The sequence below is a fragment of the Streptomyces sp. NPDC014676 genome, assembly GCF_043084105.1.
Taxonomy (GTDB): domain Bacteria; phylum Actinomycetota; class Actinomycetes; order Streptomycetales; family Streptomycetaceae; genus Streptomyces.
The window spans coordinates 598,209-616,743 of sequence record NZ_JBIBZI010000002.1; the positions used below are offsets into that span (position 1 = coordinate 598,209).

Annotated in this window: 18 protein-coding genes and 1 pseudogene; 8 read left to right on the top strand and 11 right to left on the bottom strand. The window is 71.8% G+C overall.

The window, feature by feature from the left end; genetic code table 11:
• Positions 1 to 73 precede the first annotated feature (73 nt).
• The gene (locus tag ACF1DX_RS07130) at positions 74 to 1,459 is read right to left on the bottom strand and encodes a PLP-dependent aminotransferase family protein (protein WP_391790203.1); all 1,386 of its coding nucleotides are present in this window, start codon (positions 1,457 to 1,459) and stop codon (positions 74 to 76) included.
• Between the two features lie 46 nt (positions 1,460 to 1,505).
• Between ACF1DX_RS07130 and ACF1DX_RS07135 the strand changes: the two genes are divergently transcribed.
• A complete protein-coding gene (locus ACF1DX_RS07135; RefSeq protein ID WP_391790204.1) occupies positions 1,506 to 2,006 on the top strand; it encodes a carboxymuconolactone decarboxylase family protein in 501 nt (166 codons plus the stop codon).
• Positions 2,003 to 2,455, top strand: a complete 453-nt coding sequence (locus tag ACF1DX_RS07140; protein WP_391790205.1) for a carboxymuconolactone decarboxylase family protein — start codon at positions 2,003 to 2,005, stop codon at positions 2,453 to 2,455. The genes ACF1DX_RS07135 and ACF1DX_RS07140 overlap by 4 nt, the downstream gene beginning before the upstream one ends.
• 141 nt (positions 2,456 to 2,596) lie before the next feature.
• Here ACF1DX_RS07140 and ACF1DX_RS07145 read toward each other — a convergent pair whose 3' ends face one another.
• The 7 genes from ACF1DX_RS07145 to ACF1DX_RS07175 all read right to left on the bottom strand — a co-directional run bounded on the left by ACF1DX_RS07145 (position 2,597) and on the right by ACF1DX_RS07175 (position 10,372).
• Entirely contained in the window at positions 2,597 to 3,598 is a 1,002-nt protein-coding gene (locus tag ACF1DX_RS07145) for a hypothetical protein (RefSeq protein WP_391790206.1), read from the bottom strand.
• 10 nt (positions 3,599 to 3,608) lie between these two features.
• A complete protein-coding gene (locus ACF1DX_RS07150; protein WP_391790207.1) occupies positions 3,609 to 3,962 on the bottom strand; it encodes a hypothetical protein in 354 nt (117 codons plus the stop codon).
• Complete coding sequence (locus ACF1DX_RS07155) at positions 3,959 to 5,686, bottom strand: hypothetical protein (RefSeq protein WP_391790208.1); 1,728 nt, start codon at positions 5,684 to 5,686, stop codon at positions 3,959 to 3,961. The genes ACF1DX_RS07150 and ACF1DX_RS07155 overlap by 4 nt, the downstream gene beginning before the upstream one ends.
• A gap of 179 nt (positions 5,687 to 5,865) precedes the next feature.
• Positions 5,866 to 6,855 (bottom strand): malate dehydrogenase, encoded by a 990-nt coding sequence (locus ACF1DX_RS07160; protein ID WP_391790209.1) that lies wholly within the window; start codon positions 6,853 to 6,855, stop codon positions 5,866 to 5,868.
• Between the two features lie 453 nt (positions 6,856 to 7,308).
• Entirely contained in the window at positions 7,309 to 8,457 is a 1,149-nt protein-coding gene (locus tag ACF1DX_RS07165; protein ID WP_391790210.1) for a DUF2690 domain-containing protein, read from the bottom strand.
• 555 nt (positions 8,458 to 9,012) lie between these two features.
• The gene (locus tag ACF1DX_RS07170) at positions 9,013 to 9,528 is read right to left on the bottom strand and encodes a DUF3017 domain-containing protein (protein ID WP_391790211.1); all 516 of its coding nucleotides are present in this window, start codon (positions 9,526 to 9,528) and stop codon (positions 9,013 to 9,015) included.
• Positions 9,518 to 10,372, bottom strand: coding sequence for a bifunctional methylenetetrahydrofolate dehydrogenase/methenyltetrahydrofolate cyclohydrolase (locus tag ACF1DX_RS07175; protein WP_030871281.1), 855 nt, complete (start codon positions 10,370 to 10,372; stop codon positions 9,518 to 9,520). The genes ACF1DX_RS07170 and ACF1DX_RS07175 overlap by 11 nt, the downstream gene beginning before the upstream one ends.
• Before the next feature lie 283 nt (positions 10,373 to 10,655).
• Here ACF1DX_RS07175 and ACF1DX_RS07180 point away from each other — a divergent pair, with 283 nt between their 5' ends.
• Positions 10,656 to 11,231 carry a hypothetical protein gene (locus ACF1DX_RS07180; protein WP_391790212.1) on the top strand — a complete coding sequence of 192 codons (576 nt, stop codon included), beginning with the start codon at positions 10,656 to 10,658 and terminating at the stop codon, positions 11,229 to 11,231.
• On the opposite strand, the gene ACF1DX_RS07185 is transcribed toward ACF1DX_RS07180, so the two are convergent.
• Both ACF1DX_RS07185 and ACF1DX_RS07190 read right to left on the bottom strand, forming a co-directional pair.
• Complete coding sequence (locus ACF1DX_RS07185; protein ID WP_391790213.1) at positions 11,212 to 11,580, bottom strand: MarR family transcriptional regulator; 369 nt, start codon at positions 11,578 to 11,580, stop codon at positions 11,212 to 11,214. The genes ACF1DX_RS07180 and ACF1DX_RS07185 overlap by 20 nt on opposite strands.
• Positions 11,577 to 12,350, bottom strand: a complete 774-nt coding sequence (locus tag ACF1DX_RS07190; RefSeq protein WP_391790214.1) for a hypothetical protein — start codon at positions 12,348 to 12,350, stop codon at positions 11,577 to 11,579. Before ACF1DX_RS07190 ends, ACF1DX_RS07185 begins: the two co-directional genes overlap by 4 nt.
• 182 nt (positions 12,351 to 12,532) lie before the next feature.
• On the opposite strand from ACF1DX_RS07190, the gene ACF1DX_RS07195 reads away from it, so the two are divergent.
• The 3 genes and pseudogenes from ACF1DX_RS07195 to ACF1DX_RS07205 all read left to right on the top strand — a co-directional run.
• Positions 12,533 to 14,011, top strand: coding sequence for a helix-turn-helix domain-containing protein (locus ACF1DX_RS07195; protein WP_391790215.1), 1,479 nt, complete (start codon positions 12,533 to 12,535; stop codon positions 14,009 to 14,011).
• Between the two features lie 177 nt (positions 14,012 to 14,188).
• Positions 14,189 to 14,929, top strand: a complete 741-nt coding sequence (locus ACF1DX_RS07200) for an FHA domain-containing protein (protein ID WP_391790216.1) — start codon at positions 14,189 to 14,191, stop codon at positions 14,927 to 14,929.
• A pseudogene (locus ACF1DX_RS07205) lies at positions 14,926 to 15,861 on the top strand (serine/threonine-protein kinase); the annotation flags it as partial. The gene ACF1DX_RS07200 and the pseudogene ACF1DX_RS07205, both read left to right, overlap by 4 nt.
• A 419-nt stretch (positions 15,862 to 16,280) precedes the next feature.
• On the opposite strand, the gene ACF1DX_RS07210 reads toward ACF1DX_RS07205, so the two are convergent.
• The gene (locus tag ACF1DX_RS07210; protein ID WP_391790217.1) at positions 16,281 to 16,859 is read right to left on the bottom strand and encodes a hypothetical protein; all 579 of its coding nucleotides are present in this window, start codon (positions 16,857 to 16,859) and stop codon (positions 16,281 to 16,283) included.
• 436 nt (positions 16,860 to 17,295) lie between these two features.
• On the opposite strand from ACF1DX_RS07210, the gene ACF1DX_RS07215 reads away from it, so the two are divergent.
• Positions 17,296 to 17,502: a hypothetical protein gene (locus ACF1DX_RS07215; protein ID WP_391790218.1), complete on the top strand. Its 207-nt coding sequence runs from the start codon at positions 17,296 to 17,298 to the stop codon at positions 17,500 to 17,502.
• 322 nt (positions 17,503 to 17,824) lie between these two features.
• Complete coding sequence (locus tag ACF1DX_RS07220) at positions 17,825 to 18,388, top strand: peptidoglycan-binding protein (protein WP_391790219.1); 564 nt, start codon at positions 17,825 to 17,827, stop codon at positions 18,386 to 18,388.
• Positions 18,389 to 18,535 lie beyond the last annotated feature (147 nt).

Sequence of the window (18,535 nt, forward strand, 5' to 3'; positions counted from 1 at the left end):
CAGGAGCCCCCCGCCGGCAGCGCTCCCCTGCCGCCCATTTGCGGCTCTTGGCGCGTTATGCCGGCTCGGTGCGTCAGGGCAGCGCCCGGCACAGGGCGTCCAGGGTGCCGGCCCAGGCGTGGTCCGGCGGGGTGGCGTAGCCGACGACCAGGGCGTCGCCCGCCGTGGTGGCGGTGGCGGGGTGGCGGAAGCGGGAGAGACCGTGGACGGCGAGGTTCTGCCAGGTGGCGGCCTGGACCACGGACCGTTCGGTGCCGGGCGGGAGCCGGAGGACGGCGTGCAGGCCGGCCGCGATGCCGGTGATCCGGACGTCGGGGGACCGGACGGCGAGGGAATCGACCAGCACGTCGCGGCGGCGGCGGTAGCGCAGGCGGGCGGCGCGGACGTGGCGGTCGTAGGCGCCGGAGGTGAGGAACTCGGCGAGGGTGAGCTGTTCGAGGACGCTCACGGAGTGGCCGCCGCCGTGGGCGACGACGTCCGGGAGCAGGGACGGGGGCAGGACCGCCCAGCCCAGGCGGAGGCCGGGGGCGAGGGACTTGCTGGCCGTGCCGAGGTAGGCCACGTGGTCGGGGTCGAGGTTCTGGAGCGCGCCGACGGCCTGGCGGTCGTAGCGGAACTCGCCGTCGTAGTCGTCCTCCAGGATCAGTCCGCCGGTGCGGCGCGCCCAGTCGACGACGGCGGCGCGGCGCTCGGGCGGCAGGGCGCCGCCGAGGGGGAACTGGTGGGCCGGGCTGAGCAGCACCGCGTCGGCGGCGCCCGGGTCCTGGGCGCGGGTGCCGAGGGAGTCGAAGGGGAGCGGGACGGTGGTCAGGCCGGCGCGGGTGGCCAGGTCCCAGTGGACGTCCAGTCCGTAGGACTCCACGGCCAGGGTGCGGGCGCCGCGGGCGCGCAGGACCTCGCAGAGGAGGCGGAGGCCGCCGGCGAAACCGGAGCAGACGACGATCCGTTCGGGATCGGTGCGTACGCCGCGCACCCGGGCGAGGTAGTCCGCGAGGGCCGTGCGCAGTTCGGGCCGGCCGCGCGGGTCGCCGTAGCCGAGGGCGTCGTGCGGTGCGGTGGCGAGGGCGCGGCGGGTGGCCTTGAGCCATTCGGCGCGGGGGAAGGAGGAGAGGTCGGGGGTGCCCGGGACGAGGTCGTACGGAAGCCGGCCGGGGGCCCGGCGCGGGGACGGCCGGCGGGCCGACGGGGTGGGGACCGCGCGGTCGGCGACGCGGGTGCCGGAGCCCTGCCGGGCGGTGAGCCAGCCCTCGGCGACCAGGTCGGCGTAGGCGTCGGCGACGGTGTTGCGGGCGATGCCCAGGTCGGCGGCGAGGGAGCGGGAGGAGGGCAGCCGGGTGCCGGGGGCGAGCCGGCCGGTGCGGACGGCCTCGCGCAGGGCCTCGGTCAGGCCGCGGCGCAGACCGGGACCGGTCGGTTCGAGGTGGAGGTCGATGCCGAAAGTGGCCCAGCGTTCCGCCATGGAAGTGGACCATACTCCTGGGCTGCCTCGCTCCTAGGGTCGAGGCATGACCACTACCGAGACGAACACCGAGTACGCCCCCGAGCCGCCCGTCCGGCTGGAGTGGGCCCGGCACGCCCCCGAGGTCTACAAGGCGATGATCCGGCTGGACTCCGCCGCCAAGAAGGGGCTCGACGCCAAGCTGTACGAGCTGGTCAAGATCCGTGCCTCGCAGCTCAACCACTGCGCCTTCTGCCTGGACATGCACACCAAGGACGCGCTCGCGGCGGGTGAGAGCGTCGAGCGGATCATCCAGCTCGGCGCGTGGGAGGAGTCGCGGCACTTCTACACGGAGAAGGAGCTCGCGGCGCTCGAGCTGACCGAGGCGGTCACCGTGCTGACGGACGGCTTCGTGCCGGACGAGGTGTACGAGCGGGCCGCCAAGCGGTTCGAGGAGCCGGAGCTGGCGCAGCTCATCGCCGCGATCACGGTGATCAACGCGTGGAACCGGTTCGGTGTGACCTGCCGGATGACCCCGGGCCACTACACGCCGGGACAGCACGGGTGACGGTCCGTACGACCCGTCTCGACGCCGGTGTCCGCGGCGCGCTGCGGGCCGTGAGCGCCGCCGCCAAGAGGGGCCTCGGCGATCCCGGGCTGGCCGAGCTGGTCCAGATCCGTGCCTCGCAGCTCAACCACTGCGCGTTCTGCCTCGACATGCACCTCGCCCTCGCCCGCGAGGGCGGGGCGGTGCGCGAGGCCCAGCTCGATCTCCTGGAGGCCTGGAGTGAGGCCGGGGACGACGTCTTCGACGCGCGGGAGCGTGCCGCGCTGGAGCTGACCGAGGCGGTCACGGTGCTGACCGAGGGCTTCGTGCCCGACGAGGTGTACGAGCGGGTGGCCCGGCACTTCGACGCCGCCCGGCTCGCCCACCTCGTCGCGCTGATCACCGCCGTCAACGGCTGGAACCGGCTGATGGTCGCCCGCCGGATCCCGCCGGGTTCCACCGATTGGTGAACTCCGGTCACCGGCGCGTGCGCGGTCCATGACCGGCAGCGCTCCGGAGCACAGGGCACGGGGCACAGGACACGGGGCACGGGGCGCGACGGAGCGACGCAGCGGGACAAAAGGCCCGGATGCGGTCGGGAAGCCCTCGGGTCAGCCCTGTTCGCAGGTGGTGGCCGGGGGGCAGAAGTGCGCGACGGCGGTCAGCGCCAGGTGCAGTTCGGGGTCGATGCCGTCGGTGGGCGGGCCGTACGCGGCGATCGCGTACGTCTTGCCGTCGCCCGGAGCGCGGAAGCGCACGTCCTGGACGTGCCAGCTGCCGACGTCCGGCTCGCCCCGCAGGGAGTCGGCCCGGTACTCCAGCCGCAGCCCGGAGACGCCGGCCTCGTCGACCGGCTCCAGGGAGACCTTCTCGAAACCTTCGGCCTTCGGCGTGCTGTCGGACAGGAACAGGTCGAAGGACTCCTCGGGGGAGGACTCCGCGACCTCGTACACCTGGAGGCGGCGGTACCCGTCGGCACTGCGGTAGTTGACGACGTCCATGCCGTGCTGGGAGGCCACCGCCTCGCGCGTCCAGCCCAGCGGGCGGGCGATGGCGAAGCCCTCGGCGTCGGTGTGAAGCTCGTAGTCGGCGGGGAGTCCGGACGCCTGGCCGGAGGGGGAGCCGGTGCCGCCGTCGGTGGGTTCGACGGCGGCCGTGCCCACGCCCGACGGGCCGGGGCTCACGTCGGACGTCGGCGCCGGGCCGGAGGTGGCCGCGTGGTCGTCGCGGGAGCCGGGCCCGCCGTCCGCCGCGTCGTCGTCGACGACCAGCGTCAGCAGCAGCGCCACGGCGGCCCCGGCCGCGGCGGCCCCGCCCAGTACGCCCCACAGGAGCCGTCGGCCGGGGCCCCGGCCGACGGGCGGCACCGGCTCGGCGGACGGCCAGACGGCGCCGTGCGGCGGTTCAGGACTGGACCAGGCTCCGTGACCCGCGGCGGGCCCCGGTATGCCGCCCGCCGGTACGGCGGCCGTCGGCACGTCGTCCGGCGCGTCCGGTTCGAGCGGCAGGAACTCCGGGCGCGGCGGGGGCGGCGGGGTGACCGGTGCGGCGCCGTCGCCGCCGTCCTCCCAGCGCTGGGCGTCCTCGTTCCAGTACCGCTGTCCCCCGCTCATCACGTCCCTCTCACATTCCCAGCAGGCCGGCGACGGCTCCCGCCGACGCGAACAGCGTCACGATGTTCTGGGCGTCCGTGAGTACCTCGCGCAGCCGCCGGAGGCGGCCCTCACCGGCCGTCCCGGTCCGGGCGATCTCCTCCTCGGTCTCGGCGAGGGTCTCGTCCAGCCGCACGGCCTGCTCGTTCTCCCGCAGCCGGGCCAGGTCACCGCGGAGTTCCCGCACGGCCGCCAGCAACTGCTCGGCGGACTCGTCGCGCGCCGCGGGAGCGCTGTTGCGGGTCTCGGCGCGCGCGTGGTCGCCGAAGGCGAAGGAGGAGTTGTCGGCGCGGCCGATGCTGACGTTCGGCTCGTTGACTGTCATCGCTGGTCGGATCCCTTCTGCGGCGGGGGGCCGCCGGTCGTGGTCTCGGCGCGCGCGTGGTCACCGAAGGCGAACGAGGAGTTGTCGGCGCGGCCGATGTGCACCGCTCCGTTGCTGATGTTGACGATCTTCTGCACGAACTCGCCGGTCTCGTAGCCGGCCTCGGCCAGGGCCAGCCGCACCCCGCGCCCGATGCGGTCCTGGACGCTCCTGAGGTACCGGGCGACGTCCATCTCCTGGAAGGTGGACCCGGAGGGCGCCGAGGCGAGTTCCCGCACCGAGAGGGCCGGACCGTCGGGCAGCGCGTGCGCGTATCCGCCGGTCAGCATCCGCCACAGGTGGACCGCGCCCCGGCCGAGTGTCACCAGCGAGCGGCCCGCGGAGCCGGGCACCAGGACGGCGGCGCCGGCGATCCGGCCGGCCGGGCTGTCGTGGAGGAACCGGTGCGAGGTGCGGTCGGCGTCCTTGAAGTCCGCGCGGACCGGCCTCAGCACGTGCGGGGCGATCTCCAGCATGAGCATCCGGCCCTGCGTGTGGACGCGCACGAAGACCGTGACGACCAGTTCCTCCTCCCAGCCGCCGACACGGACACGCAGGAAGTGCCGGCGCTTCTCGCCGCCCTCCTCGACGGCCCGCCCCCGGTGCTGCTCGAACTCCGCCGGCCCGTAGGGCGCCTGGTCACGGCTGAGGAGCCCTTCGACGGGCAGGAACACGCACTCGTCGATCTCCAGGCGGCGCAGCCGGTCCCGTACGCCGGGGCCCGCGTACTCGGCGGGCACGCGCAGCTGCTCCAGCAGCGGCCGGATCCGGTCGAGGATCGCGCGGTTGCTGAGCGGCTGCTGCTTCTTCTCCTCGTCCGGCCGCAGTTCCACGGCGAGCACCCAGGTGTCGTACGCCGCGCCCGCCCCGCAGAACGGACGCGCCTCGTGGTACATGACCAGCGGGGCGTGCTGTTCCAGCCGGATGCGGTGCGCCAGCCGCCGCAGCCGCTGCCCGTCGGCCCGCTCGGCGGGGTCGCCGGCGGCGTCCGGGAAACGCCGCGGGGACAGTTCGGCGGCGAGGGCGCGGGCGAACTGGTTGCGCTGGGCCGCCGTGCACAGGCCGATGCAGACGAGCACACCGATCCCGAGCCAGGCCTGCCACGGTTCGGCCAGGGTCGCGAAGGTGTCGGCGAGCAGTCCCAGCGCGTCGTCTCCGCCGGAGTCGTACGAGGACTCGTACCCGGAGTCGTCGTCCGTGCCGCCGCCGAAGGCGACCGTCCCCAGCGTCAGCAGGGCGAGCCCGGTGAGCACACGGCCGGTCCAGCGCGCCAGGAACGCGGTGAGCCAGCGGTACCAGGGCGGCTGTGCCGCCCGCCCGCGGAGCAGGGGCGCGGCGGCGAGCAGCAGGCTGGGCCAGAGGAAGAAGGCGAGCAGGCCACCGCTGAGCGGTCCGCCCACCACCCACAGCCCGAGGACGGCCGCCGCCCACAGCAGCTCGTGGCGCCGGGCGCGCAGCGCGTGCGCGAGGACGCGGGCGGCGTCGAAGCCGAGCGAGGGCGCGACGACGCGCTGCTCGTTGAGGTAGAGCTGCTCGATGACCTGGTCGCGGTAGCCGGAGTCCAGGTAGACGCCCGCGCACAGCAGGCGGGACGCCTCGCTGGCGTGCGGTGGTGTGGGCGGCGGGTCGGACGGCGACGCCGGGCCGGTGTGCTGTGGTTGCTGCGGCACGTATGCGGTGCTCACGCGAATCCCCCGATACGCGAATCGACGCGGCCGGCACTCGAAGTGACGGGGGATCAGCATAGGGGAGGCGGAGGTGCCTGCGAACCGGATTACCGAGTGGAATCACGTTCGGGGGCCGGGCACGCGCGGGCCCCGCACCGGACGAACCGGCGCGGGGCCCGCGGGGAAATCGGTCCCGGTCAGATGAGGCCGAGGCCGCGGACCGCCTCGCGCTCCTCCTCGAGCTCCTTGACGGAGGCGTCGATGCGGGCGCGGGAGAACTCGTTGATCTCCAGGCCCTGGACGATCTCGTACGTCCCGTCCTTCACGGTGACCGGGAAGGAGGAGATCAGGCCCTCCGGGACGCCGTAGGAGCCGTCCGACGGGATGCCCATGGAGGCCCAGTCGCCGTCGGCGGTGCCGTTGACCCAGGTGTACACGTGGTCGATGGCGGCGTTGGCGGCGGAGGCGGCCGACGAGGCGCCACGGGCCTCGATGATCGCGGCGCCGCGCTTGGCGACGGTCGGGATGAAGTCCTCGGCCAGCCACTTCTCGTCGTTGACGGCCTCGGCGGCGTTCTTGCCGGCGACCGTGGCGTGGAAGATGTCGGGGTACTGGGTGGCGGAGTGGTTGCCCCAGATCGTCAGCTTCTTGATCTCGGAGACCGGGACGCCGGTCTTCTTCGAGAGCTGGGTCAGCGCGCGGTTGTGGTCCAGGCGGGTCATGGCGGTGAACCGCTCGGCGGGTACGTCCGGGGCGGCGGCCTGGGCGATCAGGGCGTTGGTGTTGGCCGGGTTGCCGACGACCAGGACCTTGATGTCGTCCGCGGCGTGGGCGTTGATGGCCTGGCCCTGCGGCTTGAAGATGCCGCCGTTGGCCTCCAGGAGGTCACCGCGCTCCATGCCCTTGGTGCGCGGGCGGGCGCCCACGAGAAGACCGACGTTGGCGCCGTCGAAGGCCACGTTCGGGTCGTCCGTGATGTCGATGCCCTGGAGGAGCGGGAACGCGCAGTCGTCCAGCTCCATGGCCGTGCCCTCGGCGGCCTTGAGCGCCGGGGTGATCTCCAGCAGGCGCAGCTTGACCGGCACGTCCGCGCCGAGCAGCTGGCCGGAGGCGATGCGGAAGAGCAGGGCGTAACCGATCTGGCCGGCCGCGCCGGTGACGGTGACGTTCACGGGAGTGCGGGTCATGGCGTTCTCCGTATGACAGCTGGCGGTGGGGCGGTCCCTGCCCCGGGGTGCGGGATCCCGCTCCGGCTCGTGACCGGCGTCCACCACGATGATCGATCATCGGTTCGGATGATCGATCTCTTGGCGTCAAGAGAGATCCAGCGGTCAGGCTATCGCGCATCCGCGGGCGCGGACGGCCGGGCTCCCTGTGGCCCGCCCCACAGAGTGACGGCCCGGGTACGCGGGTGGCCGGGCGGGCACAAAAGGGGCGGCCGCTCCGTCCGGGAGAGGTGAGGGCGGGGCGGCCGCCGTCGGGGACCGACCGTGCCGGACTCCCGTGGGGGTACTTTCCGCCTGCCCCTCTTCCGCCGCACCATGCGCATCCCCACACTTCCCCCACATATATGGACCCATATGGACCAGTACGGGCCGGTACGGGCCCATATGTGTGGCGGGACGGATCATGTGCGGGTACTACTCCGTGCAGCCCTTCTCACCGGTGGCGGCCAGTACGGCACAGGCCTTCGCGTCCTTCGCGCCCTTCACCGGCACCATCGGGGTGTACGTGACCGTGTCGCCGGCCGCGGTGATGCTGTCGCTCTGCTTCGACGTGCCCGCGCTGATCTCGACCTTGTCCCCCTGCGTGCCCTGCGTGATGCGTCCCCAGGCCGCGGCGCAGGTCTCGCTGTAGCGGACCTCCACCGTGGTGGCGCCGACGGTCCCGGTCCCCGTGGTGGTCACCAGGTCGCCGCTGCACCCCATGGCCTCGGCGTCCTTGCCCGCGCAACTGTCGCCGCTGCACTTCACGCCGGGAGGCAGGTCGACAGGGGCGGTGGCGGTGGGCGAGGGGGACTTCCGGGTCTCGTCCTTCTTCGTGTCGCCCTCGACGCTGGTGACATAGAACGCGGCGGCGACCACCACCAGCGCTCCCACCGCTCCGGCGATGAACGTCGACGTCCGCCGCTTGCCGCCGGAACGGCCCGGTCCGCCCGGACGGCCCTGACCGGACGCGCCGGGGGGCGGTGCGCCGTACGTCCCGGAGGCGCCCGCCGCGGGCCCGGGGCCGCGGTGGCCCGTCCGCGGCGGGTCGGCCGGTGCGGCGACCCCCCAGGAGTTCGTCCCGGCCGAACCGTCCCGCGCGCCGCCGGTGGCGTCGCGCACCTCCGAGGCGGTCGGCTGCGGCGGCACGCTCGGCGCGACTCCGGCCGGCCCCGCGACGCCCGGACGGACCGCGGACGCGCCCTTGCGGGCGGATCCGCCGCCCGGGCCGGAGGACGGTCCGGCGAGCTCGCTGAGCGCGGCGCGCGCCTGCGAGATCCTGATCGCCTCCATCGTCATGTCGTGACGCATCTCCGAGCGGCTCCAGGCACGCTCGGCGAGCTCCCACATGGTGGTGAGGTGCATCGGGTTGGTCCCGGTGACCTCGGCCAGGGCCACGATCGCGCCCTTGGGCGCGAGCAGCCGGCCGTTCAGATAACGCTCCCAGGACGTCTTGCTGTAGCCCGTGCGGTCGGAGACCGACGCGACGCTCAGGCCGCTGCGGTCCACGACCCGCCTGAGCTGGCTCGTGAACTCCCTGATCTGCGGATCGAGTTCATCCGGCAAGGCCTTCCAACGAGGCATTGCTTCCCCCCTCTTCCCCCCGGTTGGTACTGGTCGTTCCCTCGTGCATGGTGCCCCTTGCCGAGTCCCCGTTGTGGATACCCACGAGGATGCCGCCGGGCGGGGTCTCAGTTCCCGGGGCGGGGGCGCACGGGAGCATCGGGGCCGCGGGCAGGCACCGTCGCACGCCTACTCACTCGCGGCCCAGTGTCCCATCGGTCACCCCCTCGGCCGAACGGAACCCGGGCACCTGCGCGCGGGACGCCAGGACGGCCCCGTTTCCTCACGCTAGCCCGCCGTCCCCCTACTTCGACGCACAACGGCAAACTTGTCAATACATCGACATAAACCCGCCGCAGGCGGTCGTCCCCGCCCCGTTCCGACGCCGGCCGCCGGCTCGGCCACATCGCAAGGTTGTACGGGGATTGCGGAGACCGTACCGGAACGGTCACTTCCGTGCCACAGCCCCCGGACAGCCGTTGAACAGGCCCTTCACGGTGCAGGAACGTGGTCCCCGGCGGCGGCCCGTCCTCTCACGGGGGTGAGGACGGGCCGCCGCCGCTCACAGAACGCGGACTAACTGTCGACCGTGAAGTGCAGCGTGTCCTTCAGGAACGGAATCTCCAGCAGCGGATTCGGCTGCACCATCAGCGCCAGCATCGCGATCACCAGCCCCAGTCCCCCGTACGTCACGATGTCCGTGAAACGGGAACGCACCGCGAGCATCCCCACGTCCCGCACCAGCCACCGCAGCAGGGCCCCGGCCACCAGCGCCACGCCGACCAGCAGCGTGCCCAGCCGGAACTGGTCCAGCGCGGTCAGCAGCAGCCCCGTTCCGACCGTGAGCAGCACGGAGAGGATCGGCCACTGACGGGCGGGCGCGGGGGCGTCGCGGGGGGCGGCCCTGCCCCCGCCCTCGGGGCGCGCGGTGTCCCTGGTGAACAGGGGGAACCGCCGGGTGGTGCGGCGCGGCCTGCCCTCGGCGTCGGGCGCGCTGACGGGATCACGGACCGTGATGTCCTCGGCCCGTTCCTCCGTCCGCCCCTCGGCCCGCTTCTCGGAGACGTCCGGGGTCTTCCGCTCAGCCGACACTGCGCTCCGCCGCCTCGACCACGTTGACCAGCAGCTGGGCCCGGGTCATCGGGCCGACGCCGCCGGGGTTCGGGGCGACCCAGCCGGCCACCTCGGCCACGCCCGGGTGGACGTCGCCCAGGATCTTGCCCTCGGCACTGCGGGAGACACCGACGTCGAGGACGGCCGCGCCCGGCTTGACGTCCTCGGGGCGGATCAGATGGGCGCTGCCCGCGGCGGCCACGATGATGTCCGCGCGCCGGAGGTGGGCCGACAGGTCGCGGGTGCCGGTGTGGCACTGGGTCACCGTGGCGTTCTCGCTGCGCCGGGTCAGCAGCAGGGGCATCGGGCGGCCGATGGTCACACCGCGCCCGACGACCACGACCTCCGCGCCCTTGATCTCCACGCCGTGGCGGCGCAGCAGGGTGATGATGCCGTTGGGGGTGCAGGGCAGGGGGGCCGGCTCGTTGAGGACGAGACGGCCGAGGTTCATCGGGTGGAGGCCGTCGGCGTCCTTGGCCGGGTCCATCAGTTCGAGGATGCGGTTCTCGTCGATGCCCTTGGGCAGCGGGAGCTGGACGATGTAACCGGTGCAGGCGGGGTCCTCGTTCAGCTCGCGGACGACCGCCTCGATCTCCTCCTGTGTGGCCGTGTCCGGCAGTTCGCGCTGGATGGAGGCGATGCCCACCTGGGCGCAGTCGCGGTGCTTCCCGGCGACGTACTTCTGGCTGCCGGGGTCCTCCCCGACGAGGATCGTGCCGAGGCCGGGCGTGACGCCCTTCTCCTTCAGCGCCGCCACACGGGCGGTCAGATCGGACTTGATCTCGGCTGCGGTGGCCTTGCCATCGAGAATCTGGGCGGTCATGCCCCCATCCTCGCGGATGACCGGGCCCCGGTTCCAATCCGCCCGTATGACGGGCGGCCACCGGGCCCCCCGAGCGCGTATCGCCCGTTTACCACCAAGATCAGCGATGTTGCACTTGCACAACACATACGGCCTACGCCTGGACAAGGAAAGGAACGGTCAAGAACGATGAGGACACAGTGCCGCGGGCAGAACCGGGGGGACGGACCGCATCTGTAGAACTTCCTCCGCGCCGAGTCTCGCGTCGTCCCCGCACCTGAAGCGCAACGGAGGAAGAACCGCCATGAGTTTCGGCGACCCGAACAACCCCTACGGGCCCCCGCAGGGTGGCCAGCAGCCGCCGGCCCCCGGCTACGGCTATCCCCAGCAGCCCCAGCAGGGGTACGGCTATCCGGCGGCGCCGCCGGTGGGCGCCTACGCCGGTGCCCCGGTGCCGACGTCCATGCCGGGAACGGTGAGCACGGCACGCGTGCTGCTGTGGGTCATCGTGGGCCTGCAGCTCATCGGCACGGCGCTGTTCGCGATCAGTGCCGCGGGCGTGGAGGCCGCGAAGGACGACCCGACGCTGAGCGAGGAGCCCGCGTTCGAGCAGCTCGCCGACTACTCGTCCGGCCTGCTCTGGGGTCTGACCCTGTTCGCGCTGGTGTGGGGCGTGTTCGCGCTCGTGCTGGCCGTCAAGTTCGGCAAGGGCGGCAACGGCGTCCGTATCACCGCGCTGATCTTCGGCATCATCACCGCCATCCTCGGCATCTACCCCTTCATCCTGGTGGGTCTGATCCACACGGTGCTGGCGATCCTGATCGCCGTGTTCGTCGGCAACGCCGCGGGCAGCGCCTGGTTCAAGCGCCCGCGCTACTGAGGGCGACCGCCCCGAGCGCACCGACCCCAAGGGCCGTGTCCCACCCGCACGAGGGGGACACGGCCCTGGCGCGTCCGGGGCCGCCGGCTCGGGCCGGCGCGCCCGCGGACTCCTCGTCCGCCTTCCGCAGGGCGGCGCGCAGTACGGAGGCGCCCGTGGGGGTGAGGGTGTGCAGCACGGTCGGGCCGTTCCGGATGGTGGTGACGAGGCCCGCGTCGCGCAGGGCGGTGGCGTGTCTGCTCGCGGCGGACGCCGAGACGCCGGCGGCGCGGGCGATCTCACCGGTCGTCGCACCGGTCGACGCGGTGTGCAGGGCGATCGCACGAGCGCGCCCGAGCAGGTTGCTCAAGGGCCGCCCCGGACCGTCGGCGTCGCCGGGGCCGTCCGGCCCGGCCGGTTCATGGAGCAGTGAGTACCAGAGGACCGGCGGCAGTTCGGGATCCGCGAAGGCGACCGGCTCCCCCAGTTGAAGCAGGAAGGGACGAGAGTGATCCCACGGCCGTTCAGGTGCAGGTCCCGGTCCGCCGCCTGCTGGGGATGACCGACCTCCAGGACAGGAGGACGCCAGCGCATCATCGGCCCGAGGCCGGCGAGCATGCCTTCCACACCTCCGTCCAGCAGCCCACGGCTGCGCACTGCCCGCTCGCCCTCGACACGGGCCTGCATCTGCTCCTCGTACGGGACGACGACAGCCTCGTAGTACGCGCGCAGCACCCTCACGAACTCCCCGCGCTCCTCCGGCCCGGCCAACCGCGCGGCCCACGGAGGCGCTCCGACGGTCCGGTCGAGGATGGTCATTTCCTCACGGACGCGCTGCGGTGGTGTGGCCAGCATGGCCTCGACCCCGGAGTCCCAGTCGCCCACGCCCTGGGCCGGCGTGAGAAAGTCCGGGAAGTACGCGGCCCTCGGGTACAGCGGGAGGAGCACGCCGCGTACGAGGTGCTCCGGTCCCTGCCCCCGCATCCGCTCCCGCGCCGTGCGATACCACGCGGCATAGGCCCAGCGCCCCCTCCGGGCCTGTGACCGGTGCAGGCCGGCAGCGGTTTCCCAGAGGGGGTCCGGAGCTGCGGCGACCTTGGTTCTGCCCAGGTCGGCATCGCTGAAATGGATGCGGAGCATCTCGTTCCTCCCCTACGGACTGAGCTTCTGCTCTGCGGCGCAATGTCCTGGCCGGACGTCGTCGGCTGAGCGATCGTAGGAGGCGGGAATCAACGGGCCATGTACGGGGGCTCGACAAGCTCGGTGATCATCGGAGACACGGATCGACGCGGAAGCGAGCGGGGAAAAGGCGGAGGAGAGCTGTGCCGACACCTCAGGTACTCGATGAGTTGCTGCGTCGGCTGAGGCCGCGTGGCGGGCAGGACGCCGCTCGCGGACCGCAGGCGCTGATGGACTGGTTGGGCCGGCAGATCGGTGCGGAGGTCGCACTGGTCGACCACACGGGCAAGGTGGACCTGTCCACCGCCCGGTTCACACCGGGCGTCCTTGCCGGCGTCCAGCCGGCTCTGGCGCAGTTGTCCCATGGACGCATGGCCGCCGCGGCCTCCCAGGTCGGCGCGGTCCATGTGCGGTGCGAGGCGCTGGGACGGCGGGTGCCGCGTCCGGTGCTGGCAGTGGTCAGCTCGTCACCCCTCCCACGGGAATCGATGACGCTGGCGTCCCATGTCGGCACTCTGGCCGAGATGGTGCGACGCGCCCAGCAGGCCGACGACCTCGCGTTGCGGCATCAGCGGGCGGCGGCACGGCTGCGCCTGGCGGTCTTCATGGCCTTGATGACCGGAGAGCTGACGCTGGCCCGCAGGATGACGGCCGGTGCCGTTCCACCGTTGCTCGACGCGGAACGTCTGCGCATCCACCTGCTGCGCTGTCCGCCCTCGGACCGCGGCAGACTCATCGACGCTCACCAGGATGCGTCCGGGTATCACGGTCGCGGCCTGATGGTGCGCTGCCCCGTCTACGACGACCATCTCATCTGCCTGCTGCCCACGGACGACGATGACGACGGCAACGGCGGCGGCCTGGCCGAGTCCTTACGGGAGCTGGTGCGCGACAACCCTCACTACGCGCTGGGAATCAGCGCGCCCGCGCCCTTGCCGGCCACCGCACGGGCTTACGACCAAGCCCGCCATGCCCTGGCCGTCGCCCGTCACACGCCCGAACGGGTCGTCGACCACCACGGCAGACCGCCGCTTGCCGGTCTGCTCCCCCGTCGGCAGGCCCTGGCCTGGGCCCGGGCGTTCCTGGAGCCGATCAGGGAAGCCCCCCGGCTCACCGTCGACATCACCGGCCTCGCCCTGAACTTTCCCCGCTCGGGTGTGGCGCGGCTGCTCGACGTCAGCCGCAACACCGTCACCGCCCACCTCAACCAGGTCCAGGACGCCCTCGGCCTCGACCTGCACGACCCCCACAGCCGCGCCGATCTCGCCCTGGCCTTGGCGATCACCGGTCCCCCGTCGCCCGACGGCGACACCGTGACCGTGCCCTCACCACCCCCTTCGACGGACCGTCTGTTGTCTACCGAAGCAGCCGTGACCTGGGCTCACGCTTTCCTGGAGCCCTTGCTGTCAGGCGCCGACAGCACCGTGCGCCGGACCCTGCGCGCCTGGATCGAGGCCGGTACCGACGCCCAGCGGACGGCCCGTGACCTCGGCATCAGCCGCACCACCGTTCGCGCCCATCTGCGCACCGCCGAGCAGCTCCTGCAACGCAGCCTCTTGGCCCCGGGCCCCGGCACCCACGAACTGGCCCACGCGTTCCGCATCACGGACCGTGCACCGTGAACAGCGGCACACCCGTAACTGCGCACTGTGCGCATTGGCAGCCACCCACACCACTCCTACAGTCGGAACGGCCTGGGTCCGCCATCTCCCGACAGCCGTCCGAAAAGACGGATCAATCCGGAAGGGATCGGTTTCAGGCAGTGTGACAGCAATGGATCCGACAGGGGGGACGAATCCATGTACAGCATCATCGTCGTGCCGCCGGCATGTGCGAGACCGGCCGACCAGATCAGGATCGCCACGGGTGAGCAGCTCGCCTTCGGCCGGGGCGAGAAGGCCCACGGCCTCACCATCGCGCACGAGGGGGTGCCCCGGATCGCCGGGGAGATCACCGCGCACCGGAACTTCTGGCTGCTGAACAACCGCAGCGAGGACCAGACGTACGTCGTCGAGAACCCGGAGGGCGCCGGCGAGCACATCAAGGTCGCGCCGGGCCGTATGGACGCACCGGTACCGTTCGAGTTCGCCCGTGTCGTCCTGCCCGCCGCAGGAGATCTGCTGACCTTCGACGTCTGGGCGCCGCGACACACCTTCCGCAGCGCCCCCCGGCACGAAGTCCCTGGCGCCCCCACCGCTCCGGCGTTCACGCTCGACCGCACCAGGCGGTACTTCGCGGTGCTGGCCGCCCTGTGTGAACCCCGCCTGCGTGACGAGCCGCACGCCCCACTGCCGACCGTCGAGCAACTCGTCGAACGGCTGGCCCCGGTCTGGCCGACGGTCAACCGCTCCACCGTCTACTGGAACATCGACTACCTCGTACTCAAACTGCGGCTGCGGCCGAGCCCCGACACGGCGCAGCCGGGTCAGCGCCTGAGCGGAAAGAAGGAATCCCTCGTGTCGCTGGCGCTCCGCTTCGATCTGGTCCACGAGGACGACCTCGTCGTGCTCTCCGCGCCCATGAGCAAGGTGCGGATGTGACCAGCGGCCGGCCGCACACCGTCGCTGTCCCGAGGGGTCACCGGATCGGGCGCTGGGAGGTCGGCGAGCCCCTGGGCTCGGGTGCGTCCGCCACCGTCTACGCCGGACGGCTCGTCGAAGAGGGCCCGACGGAACTCCCCCGCCGGGCAGCGCTGAAAGTCCTGCCCACCGGCACCCGCACCCGCCGCCGGCGACATCACGTGCGTGAACTGGCGGAGCGTGAAGTCGATTTCCTCAGCCGGCTCCACTCGCCACGGTTGGTCCGGATGTACGAAACCCTCACCGTGGACGACCCGGGCCACCCGGAGCTCGACGGCGCCACCGTGCTCGTACTGGAACAGGCCGAGCGGTCACTGGACGTCGTACCGCACCCGGTCCCGTCGCCCGGTGCCGTGCTCACGCAGATCTGCGAGGCGCTGACGCACGTGCACCGGGCGGGGTGGGTACACGGTGACCTGAAGCCGGCCAATGTGCTGCTGATGCCGGACGGTTCGGTACGGCTCGCCGACTTCAGCACGGCCGCCGAACTGAAGGACACCCACGCCTACGCCCCCGCGTTCGCCACCCCGGACTACACCCCGCCCGAACTCCTCTGGCCGGAGACCGACGCGCGGGGCACCCGGATCCACCCCACCGCCGACGTCTGGGCCTTCGGCGTACTCGCCCACACCGTGCTGACCGGTTCGTTCCCGCTCCCGGGCGGCACGCCGGAGGCCCGCACCGACGCGGCGACGCGCTACGCCCGTGGCACGGAGGGGCTGCGGCTGTCTCCCGGGCTCCCGGAGCAGTGGCGGCAGATCGTACGCGACTGTCTGGCCCCCACGCACGAGGACCGGGCCGCGGGCACGGCGGCCCTGCTGCGCCGCGTGATACACGCCACGGGCACCACGCGCCCGCCCCGCCCACCCCGGCTGAAGCTCCAGCGCCGACGTACACGGTCCTACGGGACGAGCGCAGGACGGGCCAGGGTCCGTCCTCAAGGATCGCCGAATCTCGAATCATGGTGGGACGACACGTCACCGTGAACCGACCGGTCACGAATGGGGGTTGCACGCTCCTCTCATACCGCGGACCGCGACAGGCCGTCCGCTCGTGGAGGAAGAGGAGGGACTGACGCCCTCTCAGGCCGAGGAAGCCCGACCGGCGAAAGCCGTAGTCCCCTGAGTGGAAGCGCATATCCGGACACCACGGACGTGACGGTGGTGGCGGTACGGGTGTTCCCGGAACCGCCACCACGCCCAGGAACAACGCCCGCGCCGTGAGAGGGGGAGCGTCACGCCCTTCTCAGCTCAGCGAGCGTATCGGACGTCAGGAACCCGGCAGGATTCGTGCCGCTTCGACGAGCTCAGGTTCAGACATACGGTGATACGCCGATGCCTTCGGTCTGACCGGCCGCGGTGGTTGCTCCTGACGCGCGTACCGAGCCGCTCTTGGTGATGGTTTCCCCGAAACACACGGACCATGAGTTCGCCCCGACCCCTGAACGCGAGCACGACCACGTACCCGCCTCGCTACCGGAGGGGTTCCACAGGATCACCGTCGCCGAGACCTCGACGAGGCGGGATGTGTTGTTACGCACGATCACCGCCCCCTGTACGGAGGTGCCGCTTGCCGACCTGATCGCGCAAACCTGCGCACCTACATTGGTGGCAATCTGTTCGGTGCTGCCGCATTTCCATGTACTGGAGCTGGAGGTGATCGGGTTTGTGTCGCCGTAAGCACGCCAATTGCCATCGGCGGCTGAAGCGGGCCCGGCGGTCGCCAGACTCAGTCCGAGAGCAGCGGTGACGATTGCTGTGGATCCCGCGGCCATTCGTGTAAATCGCATGCGATTCCCTTCCGTTTCGCTCATGGCTGTTGCGGACAAGGCCGGCACGCCATGCGGAAGGCGTGCCGGATCAGTCTCGGAGCCCTTCACGATGTTGTGCACCTATAACGTTTCAGGGTGGAAGGCGAAGCCGCCTTCCACCCACACGTGGCCAATCAGGGTCCGCCTTCGAACGGATCGCGCCCAGAGCGGAAGTGACGCCGGAATGACCGCCGCCTCGCAGGAGGTGGCGGTCTTGTCGTATCCGGTGGTGATGCCACGGAAGCCGCAAGAGCCGTATGCCTTGTCGGCGACGACCTGGTCGGACCCGCAGCGGGGGCGCCTCAGGCCGGTGCGCGGGACACGGATCCGTTCCAGGAGAGGGCGTGCGCAGATGCCGTCGTGATCGCCGCCTCGGGGTTCTTGCGTGCGGGCACAACCCACCACCTCCGTTTGCCGATTACCGTGCGCAACCTGAACTCCTTCTCACCGCACGCCGCCCGACGCCACTCCGTGAGCGATTCATCACGGAACGCACAGGCCGCAGAAAGGCGCACGCATGCACCACCGCGACGACACGGAGACCTGTGCCGAACAACTCCGCACCGCGCTGGAAGCACACGGCATCACGCTCCCGCCCCTCACCGTGAACCTGCCGACCTTCGCAGGCGCGTACGCCGGTTCGCCGCTCGTCTCCCTCGGCAACTGCAACGAGGAGACCGCCCGCGCCCTGACCGCCGTCCTGCGCGAGGCGACCGGCCGGTGACCGAACCGCTCACGCTCGAACTGCTCGCGTTCCCCAAGGCGGTACCCGAGGTTCGTCGGGCGGTCCGCTGACACCTCGGCGCGTTCCGCTCCGAGGTCCAGCTCTGCGTCAGCGAGTTGCCGACCAACGCGATCGACCACGTCGGCGAGGGAACGCCGGTGACCCTCCGTCCGATCCGCACGGCGGACGGCCGTACCCACGTGGAACTCACCGATTCCACCCCGCACACCTGAAACTCTTCAGGTACCTCCGATCGCCTCCTCCGCCCAGCATGGTCATGGCGAAACGCCAGTACCACGGGACCAACGGGGAAGGATCCTCCATGAACCTCCGTACGACACGCACCCGCCTGGGCGCCGCGGCCGTCGCCGCGCTCGCCGCCGGTGCTCTGGCCGTGGGCGCCTCGCCCGCCTCCGCCTCGGCCTCCAGCGGATACATCAGCGGCGCCGATACGTACACCGACGACTTCGGCGACGAGGGCCTCCTGTCCACCTCCTCGTACAGCAGCTCGAACGCCACCTGCCTGTGGCAGATCATTCTCCTGGCGGAGGGCGCCAACGAGTCGGACGGCACCGACTTCGACATGTCGGACATCGACGGCCACTTCGGCTCCAACACGCAGCACGCCACCAAGCGGCTGCAGGTGAGCTGGGGACTCGCCGACTCGTTCAGCGACGCGGACGGCAAAGTCGGCCCGAACACCTTCGGCTACGCCGACAGCAAGTTGCGCTACCTGTCGGGCAGCACGGCCTCGGGCGGGAACCTGCACGTCCGTTACCAGGGGGCGAAGTACTACTTCGACGTCTACCGGACAGACGGAAAGTACCGGATCCACCACAACGGCGCGTGGCACACCACGAGCTACACCTCCAACACCTGCGACTGATCCGCGCGGGCGGCCTTGTGCGGCGGGGCCCGGCGTCAGCCGGTCGGCTGACGCCGGGCCCCGCCGTGTTCCCCGACGGCGGGCGTCATGGTCCGAGGGTGTTCCGGCAATGACACGCCGTCAGAACTGCCCGGAACCGGCAGTGAT

Excerpts from the sequence above, each read along its gene's own strand:
- ACF1DX_RS07135 (WP_391790204.1), top strand. The coding sequence starts at position 1,506 with ATGACCACTACCGAGACGAACACCGAGTACGCCCCCGAGCCGCCCGTC.
- ACF1DX_RS07150 (WP_391790207.1), bottom strand. The coding sequence starts at position 3,962 with ATGACAGTCAACGAGCCGAACGTCAGCATCGGCCGCGCCGACAACTCC.
- ACF1DX_RS07220 (WP_391790219.1), top strand. The coding sequence starts at position 17,825 with ATGAACCTCCGTACGACACGCACCCGCCTGGGCGCCGCGGCCGTCGCC.
- ACF1DX_RS07160 (WP_391790209.1), bottom strand. The coding sequence starts at position 6,855 with ATGACCCGCACTCCCGTGAACGTCACCGTCACCGGCGCGGCCGGCCAG.
- ACF1DX_RS07215 (WP_391790218.1), top strand. The coding sequence starts at position 17,296 with ATGCACCACCGCGACGACACGGAGACCTGTGCCGAACAACTCCGCACC.
- ACF1DX_RS07175 (WP_030871281.1), bottom strand. The coding sequence starts at position 10,372 with ATGACCGCCCAGATTCTCGATGGCAAGGCCACCGCAGCCGAGATCAAG.
- ACF1DX_RS07130 (WP_391790203.1), bottom strand. The coding sequence starts at position 1,459 with ATGGCGGAACGCTGGGCCACTTTCGGCATCGACCTCCACCTCGAACCG.
- ACF1DX_RS07200 (WP_391790216.1), top strand. The coding sequence starts at position 14,189 with ATGTACAGCATCATCGTCGTGCCGCCGGCATGTGCGAGACCGGCCGAC.
- ACF1DX_RS07165 (WP_391790210.1), bottom strand. The coding sequence starts at position 8,457 with ATGCCTCGTTGGAAGGCCTTGCCGGATGAACTCGATCCGCAGATCAGG.
- ACF1DX_RS07145 (WP_391790206.1), bottom strand. The coding sequence starts at position 3,598 with ATGAGCGGGGGACAGCGGTACTGGAACGAGGACGCCCAGCGCTGGGAG.
- ACF1DX_RS07180 (WP_391790212.1), top strand. The coding sequence starts at position 10,656 with ATGAGTTTCGGCGACCCGAACAACCCCTACGGGCCCCCGCAGGGTGGC.
- ACF1DX_RS07190 (WP_391790214.1), bottom strand. The coding sequence starts at position 12,350 with ATGCTCCGCATCCATTTCAGCGATGCCGACCTGGGCAGAACCAAGGTC.